At 30.1% G+C, this 6,600-nt stretch carries 6 protein-coding genes and 2 pseudogenes; 3 read left to right on the top strand and 5 right to left on the bottom strand.

The features are described from left to right. Positions 1 to 118: 118 nt before the first annotated feature. On the bottom strand, positions 119 to 325 hold the full coding sequence (locus AC1DTM_RS15685; RefSeq protein ID WP_016103704.1) for a helix-turn-helix transcriptional regulator: 207 nt from the start codon (positions 323 to 325) through the stop codon (positions 119 to 121). A 3-nt stretch (positions 326 to 328) separates the two neighbouring features. Further along, a complete protein-coding gene (locus AC1DTM_RS15680) occupies positions 329 to 634 on the bottom strand; it encodes a DUF6442 family protein (RefSeq protein WP_033714617.1) in 306 nt (101 codons plus the stop codon). Between the two features lie 369 nt (positions 635 to 1,003). On the opposite strand from AC1DTM_RS15680, the gene AC1DTM_RS15675 reads away from it, so the two are divergent. After that, positions 1,004 to 1,489, top strand: a complete 486-nt coding sequence (locus tag AC1DTM_RS15675) for a CPBP family intramembrane glutamic endopeptidase (protein WP_016103702.1) — start codon at positions 1,004 to 1,006, stop codon at positions 1,487 to 1,489. A gap of 230 nt (positions 1,490 to 1,719) precedes the next feature. Continuing rightward, a pseudogene (locus AC1DTM_RS15670) lies at positions 1,720 to 2,049 on the top strand (IS4 family transposase); the annotation flags it as partial. A 361-nt stretch (positions 2,050 to 2,410) separates the two neighbouring features. Here AC1DTM_RS15670 and AC1DTM_RS15665 read toward each other — a convergent pair. Continuing rightward, positions 2,411 to 3,613, bottom strand: a complete 1,203-nt coding sequence (locus AC1DTM_RS15665; protein ID WP_016103700.1) for an MFS transporter — start codon at positions 3,611 to 3,613, stop codon at positions 2,411 to 2,413. Positions 3,614 to 3,984: 371 nt separating this feature from the next. Between AC1DTM_RS15665 and AC1DTM_RS15660 the strand changes: the two genes are divergently transcribed. Continuing rightward, on the top strand, positions 3,985 to 4,530 hold the full coding sequence (locus AC1DTM_RS15660; protein WP_016103699.1) for a CGNR zinc finger domain-containing protein: 546 nt from the start codon (positions 3,985 to 3,987) through the stop codon (positions 4,528 to 4,530). Between the two features lie 56 nt (positions 4,531 to 4,586). Here the strand turns inward: AC1DTM_RS15660 and AC1DTM_RS15655 are convergent. Together AC1DTM_RS15655 and AC1DTM_RS15650 are read right to left on the bottom strand one after the other, a co-directional pair. Beyond that, positions 4,587 to 4,883, bottom strand: a pseudogene (locus AC1DTM_RS15655) (IS4 family transposase); the annotation flags it as partial. A gap of 116 nt (positions 4,884 to 4,999) precedes the next feature. Continuing rightward, on the bottom strand, positions 5,000 to 5,878 hold the full coding sequence (locus tag AC1DTM_RS15650; protein WP_088099227.1) for a hypothetical protein: 879 nt from the start codon (positions 5,876 to 5,878) through the stop codon (positions 5,000 to 5,002). Positions 5,879 to 6,600 lie beyond the last annotated feature (722 nt).

Below are 6,600 nucleotides of genomic sequence, written 5' to 3'. Positions count from 1 at the left end.
GAAAAAATACGCTATTCTTTCTGTTTCCCCATAGGAAAGGATGGCGTATTTTTTGCTTTATGGATAATAAAAAATTAGATTGATAGGGATTTGTTTTGACTCCCAGTACACCAATTAATCAAAAATAAAATAATTCTTCAAATTTTTTACCTAGTGCTATACAAAGTACTAATGCTARCTTTGCAGTTGGACAAAATTGTCCTGTTTCAATAGAACTAATTGTTTGCCTAGATACTCCTACCATTTCAGCTAATTCTCCCTGTGATATTTTTTTCTCAGCTCTTGCTACTTTTAAACGATTTTGCAGTACTAATTCATTTTTCAATTATCATCCCTCCAGAAAGAAAGCTATGGCACTTGCAATTGTACTCATTATTGCTAAGATGCTTGCAATAAGAAATTTTTGTGCTTTCAATTTTTTAAACTTATAAAAGCTTGTACTAGCTATATAACCAGAAAAAATTGAAATTAATTCGTAACTTTTAATACCATGCATCAATTTCCAAGAACTAAAAAATAGGACTAAAACAAGCACAGCTATTAAACCGTAACTAGATGAATCTAATTCTATAAGTTCTTTACGTTCATCTCTCCCCATTTTTTTGTATTTTCTTAATATCTCTTCTTTTTGCATCATTAGTAACCACCCCTTATTAATTATATTTTTATTGTATAGTTTTATTATCATTATGACAAGTTAACTTGTCATAATGATAATAAAACTTATCTTCAAGGTGCATAGTAATACAATTTGTATAGATATAAAATTTTCATTCTGGGGGTAATTAAGAATCTTAGCTTGATAGCGATGGGGTAGCACCACATTGCCCTCAAGCTAAGAAATACAAATACCCCCAAAACGAGAAAATTCTTAAGTTGATGGATGTGTGGTGCTCCTCCTATACATTTTCTAGGTTTGCTCGTCATTATGATTAGTAGTAAAATAAAATACATATTTCCTAACCAGAATGAATAATTTCACAACATGTCAAAGGAGTACATTATGTGTAAATATTTACATCGTTTTATTTATAACTTGAGATTTCTATATTTCATCATACTTATGACTATAGCTACATTTGTACTACCATTGGTATCCTTTCTTATACCGATAGAAGCAGAACGAAATCCGATTGAGGATGTCTCTCTTATTCGACAAGTTATATCTGGTTGTGTCGTAGCTCCACTAATAGAAACAGCTCTTTATCAGATGTTTTTGTTTTGGATTTTAAAAGATATTCCGTTTGTACGTAAATACGATAATATTCCAACGATTTTTCTTTCAGCCATTATTTTTGGAACTATTCACTCATATGGGATTTCCTATAAAGTTTATACCGGCCTAATGGGTGTCATTCTAGGATACTCATATTGGATTTATCAAAAAAAGAAGGAAAAAACACCTAAAACACTCTCCGCATGTTGGGTTGTTTTTTTAATTCATGCATTACATAATTTTTTTACCTTTATATTAAAAAATTTCACTTAATAGAATTAGGATTTGTACAGAAACCGAAGGGAATCTGAAAGTAAGAATTCTGGCGTAAACGTAATAGGGTATGTGAACTATTCAAAGAATGAGGGGTTTAATTGCAATTTAATTTCTACAAGTAGGGATATTGACACATCGCTATCAAGCTAATAAAAAGAAATACCCTCAAAATGAATAAAATGCGTTATTCTTTCTGTAGAATCATAGGAAAGGATGGCGTTTTTTGTATGTCTATTTCTGTATCTGACGAACTACAACTATTTGCACAGGAGATTCAGAGTCTTTTATCCCCAAATACCTTACAGAATCTAGCTAGAGATGTTGGGTTTGTACAGCGAACAAGTAAGTATCGAGCACAAGATTTAATAGCTTTATGCGTATGGATAAGCCAAAGTGTAGCAAAAACTTCCTTAACCCAGTTATGTAGTTGTTTAGAAGCATCAACAGAAGTACTCATCAGTCCTGAAGGACTGAATCAACGATTTAACGTCGCAGCCGTGCAGTTCCTACAACAAGTATTAGCTAAACTTCTGAACCTAAAATTATCTTCATCTATTAAACCAAAAAACAAATTTCAATAAGTTAAGACCATTACGAGACAAAAACCCTATAAAAAAGCGGTAAAATAAATAACCAGTTCCTTAAAGTACAGGGAACTGTAGCTTTTAAATAAAGGTTAATCCAATATATCTCGCATACCCAAATTTTACGATAAATAAAAAGAATCTATTTTGAAAAAAGATTGATCAAAATAGATTCTTATTCAGTATATTTAAGTTTGGTCTTTATAAAAAAGTTCAATCACTTTCAAGGTATCTAGAGTTTATTCTCGAATTAGCTTATAACATCAATTGAGTACACATACAATTTTGTAAATTATGCGGAACATAACCAAAATGAAATGTAAGCAACTCTAAATCAAGTTAATGAACCAATATTTTGTTTTTCTGCAAATTCGGTTTTTCTCTTCATACTACGATGTATCATATTAAATAAAATTGAAGCCAAAACTCCTATCGCTAAAAATATTAACCAACACCAGGAAATATGGTTAAATTTATTTAACCAAGCTCCAAGATAATTTCCTAAAGAACCTCCAAAAGCCCAACAGGCTTGAAACATTCCGAAAAACAAACCTGCAGGTTTGTTAGCACTAAATTGTGCCACCGTCATTTCAGCTCCTGGCAGTACAAGTGTTTCTCCTAGCGTATAAAGAAAAATACAAAATAGCATCCAATAAATAGATGACATAAGAGGAATCATCCCTATTGCTATTCCCATAATCAAGACACCCAGTTTCACCATAATCATAGGATCTTGATTAATAAATAATTTTCTTAAAAAAAACATTAAGAGTAATCCTGAAACCCCATTTATTATGAAAATGGAACTCACTAATTGTTCATCACCAGATAAATTATATGCTTTAATTGGAAATGAAATATTTAATTGAGCAAACATGATCCAAAACAAAGGCATTATACATATAAATAATATAAACAATTTATTGGAAATGGCGGCTTTCAAACTTAATAATACTTTTTGATTATCCTTAATAGTTTTAGGATATCTACTACGATAGATAAAAAGAATAAAAGATAAAACTAACATAGCTATACCTGCGATAGTAAATGGGTATACTGGATCAAATTTAACCAATAATGCTCCAACTAACGGACCTATAATCACTCCTGTGTTAAGCATTTGGTTAAAGTAAGTAAATATTTTTTTTCGAACTTTTTCTTTTTGTGATGTAAAGAAAGCGGTCACAGAAGGATCAAATAATGCTCCTCCAAAGCCAATTAAAAATGCTGCAATAGCCACAGACCAAAAACTGTTAGCAAAAACAAACGCCCCAAATCCTAATGCTCTTACCATCACTCCTAAAATTATATTTATTGTATGACTTACACGATCACCTATAAAACCTGTAAATACTGGTAGCCCACGCTGTGAAACGAGGATTGTAGTTAAAATAGTCCCCACTTCCCAAGAAGAGAAGTGGAGATCATTTGTTAAATGCAGTGCTAAAAAAGGCATAATCATAAAACTGCCTGTATTCATAAATAACACAGCTGTAAGTAATATCTTGATGGGAACAGGAATTCTTGTATTAATCATTTATTGTTACTCCCTTCCTTTTTTCTTCTAAATTTACTGCAACACTTAGTTTCATTATGTAATCTCCTGTATAGTGCTAATTTACATTTTTAAAATATTGGGTAAAAATAAAAATTTTTAGAACACTTTCATTTATGCATTATTGTGTATAGTACAACTTTCATAAAGTGATCATGGTAATCTTGATTATTAGTTAAAATACTTCTTATTAACTTAAGAATCTCATAACACATTACATCACCACCTTAAAAGTCTAAATATCATTCGATATTGTTAACCTTCATTAAAGTTTAATGGTTAACATTTTCTTTCATTATGTTACCAATGATTGTATAATAAAGTCAATGTTACAAATTAAGAGGTGAACAGGATTGATTAATAATCAAGTAGCACCAGGGGAGCTAGAAATTGTCCGTTGTTTCTTAAATACTTGGGAGATTCCAAATGATACACGTAAACCATTAGAACATTTAAATTGTGAAGAAGATATTAAATGTTTTATATCGAAGAATTTTAGTGGTATTAGATTTTCTGGTAAGCTAGAGGATGTGCATCGATTTCGGAAAGATGTTCGCATGTCATTAGAAACAAATAATGTTGATAATTTAAACAAGTGGTTAACAAATTACCCTATAAATATATCTATTTTAGATGTTGATAATATTCAATATAAYGCTATTAAAAAACATGACTTTTTTAGTGAAATTTTGATTATAATTGTTAAGAGCATCTCCTTAAGTCAGTGGAAGCGTCTTAAAGCATGTCCAGATTGCAAATGGGTTTTTTATGATAATTCTCGAAATGGAAGTAAGCGTTGGTGTGGTATGTATGTATCCGAACCAAAAGGGAGATCATGTGGTACCATAGCAAAAGTGCAACGACATCGAAAAAAGAATAAAGCTAGTTCAAAGGTATAGGAATAAATATTTTTGTGTGCAAATATATAACGTAGAATAAGAATAACAGTTGAAAATAAGAAGTATATTGGTTTTGGATTTGAGACGAATCGTTTAAAACGTTGATTAAGTCCTTCTGGACTCATGAGTGTAGCTGTATTTGCATAAAGTTGACTACATAATCGAGTGAGGGAATCGCTAGCTACATGTTGACTAATCCAGATACATAAAGCAGCCAAATCTCGTGCGCCATACTTACTTTTACGTTTTACAAAACCTGTCTCTTGTGCGAGTTGTTGAAGAATATGTGGAGATAGATATCACTGTAGTTCTTCTGCAAACAAATGAAACTCCTCTTGAATCGAAAGGTTCATAAAAAAACGCCACCCTTTCTGTATATTCCTACAAAAAGTATAGCGTTTTTTTTATATTCAAATGAAATTTTTATTTCAGATTAAACGAAATATTAATATATTTTTAATGAAGATTCTTATATATTAGATAAACACTTATTTTCCTCATATAAAGAATTAACATGCTGTTTTAAATTCTTGATGAATAATAGAATCTCTTGACTAGGCATTCTAGCATGTTGAAGATGAAATATGTTTCCTTTTCCGATTTCTAACTCGTTTGAAACCAAAGTAATAGGGATATTCCTAAAGACATGCCATGGAAAATACAAGTGTACAAAAGTTTCTCTAAAATATATACCCGATTGACAAATTAATACTCCATCGGATCCTTTACTCAAATTACCAAGGACAGATGTATCTAAAAAAGCAATGATTTCTTCTTCTTTTGAAATAATATATCGTGACAAAATGACCTTTAACTTTTTGTCTGAAATATGAGTGTCTATAAACAACCCATTATCAGGTTCTAATAATTCATCATATGTCTCAAACAAATTACAGATTGATTTTATCTCATCAGTTTTTACAACTGGATGTATACCAGTTTTCTTTGAATTATGGAATGAATTTTTAAGAGTTATAAGTAATTCTTTAAATAACAATGTTGGATAATCACTCCCGTCAATATTAAAACTTTTTTGTGTATCAAAAGATAAAAAACCATCTTTATCAATTACGATTTGTTGCACTTCATCTAATTTATCCCATTTCATAGTTCCTTTACCTAATAGCCAATTTTTCCAATATAGACCCGAACTTGTAAAGTAGACACCATATTTTCCTGAGCCAAACAAATTACAACTTAAAAAAGCAATAATCTGATCATCCTTTGGTATAGAGAAACGCTTTTTTGCAATTGACAAGAAATCATCAGGTATTCTGCCAACATAAAATCTAGACTGTTGATATTCTAAACAAATATCAGTTAAGCGATTAATATCTATATTGAGCATGATAATTCTCCGTTTCTTATATATTTTCTATATAATAAATTATAATATTATATAGAAAATATTAACACTTAAAATCTGCTTAAATCGAGGGGCATTCTATTGGAATCTAAAATCAATTATTATTAGATTGAAAAATTATTGACTTGTTTTTAGCATTTTGGGGGCGACCAATTTTCTTGGCTTGATGGCGATGTAGCGGTACCCCTAGTAACATTTACTATCCGTCAATCCGAAGAACAAAAAGAACTTGTAGAATTCCTACAAGTTCTTTTTAGTTTAAGGTGAATATACGGGACAAACAAAACCATCTTACAGATTCATCATAGAAACTACAGGGGTAATGCTTTGACAAGTATATTATATAACAAATATTAACATCCAGAGATTTTATTTTTGAAAATTATGTGAATTAAGAAAACAGAGTGGTATATCATTTTCTCTTCCTAAAAAATGCATTTAGTTATTTTGTATAAATAACTTTAAATTAACATCTACATCATAATAAATTAGTCAAAAAATAAATATAGGTAAATAGAGAAGACTGGGGGATTCTTCCTTATTAACCAACATTAAAATCGGAATGAAATTTATTATTTTCCGATGAATTTATAGTTGTAACGAAATATAATTTTCAAATCAATCTTAAACTAGAAGAGTGTACCTTTTGAAACAAAGAAAAATAAAAAATGATTTATTATTGTTTTATCTGAATTCCTTGTTGA

This window comes from Bacillus sp. P4_D3 (assembly GCF_056401855.1).
This window is presented reverse-complemented; position numbering and strand designations above follow the sequence as displayed.

What these genes read in the sequence shown, in the direction of transcription:
- AC1DTM_RS15680 (WP_033714617.1), bottom strand. Translation starts at nt 634, where the DNA reads ATGCAAAAAGAAGAGATATTAAGAAAATACAAAAAAATGGGGAGAGAT.
- AC1DTM_RS15675 (WP_016103702.1), top strand. Translation starts at nt 1,004, where the DNA reads ATGTGTAAATATTTACATCGTTTTATTTATAACTTGAGATTTCTATAT.
- AC1DTM_RS15665 (WP_016103700.1), bottom strand. Translation starts at nt 3,613, where the DNA reads ATGATTAATACAAGAATTCCTGTTCCCATCAAGATATTACTTACAGCT.
- AC1DTM_RS15650 (WP_088099227.1), bottom strand. Translation starts at nt 5,878, where the DNA reads ATGCTCAATATAGATATTAATCGCTTAACTGATATTTGTTTAGAATAT.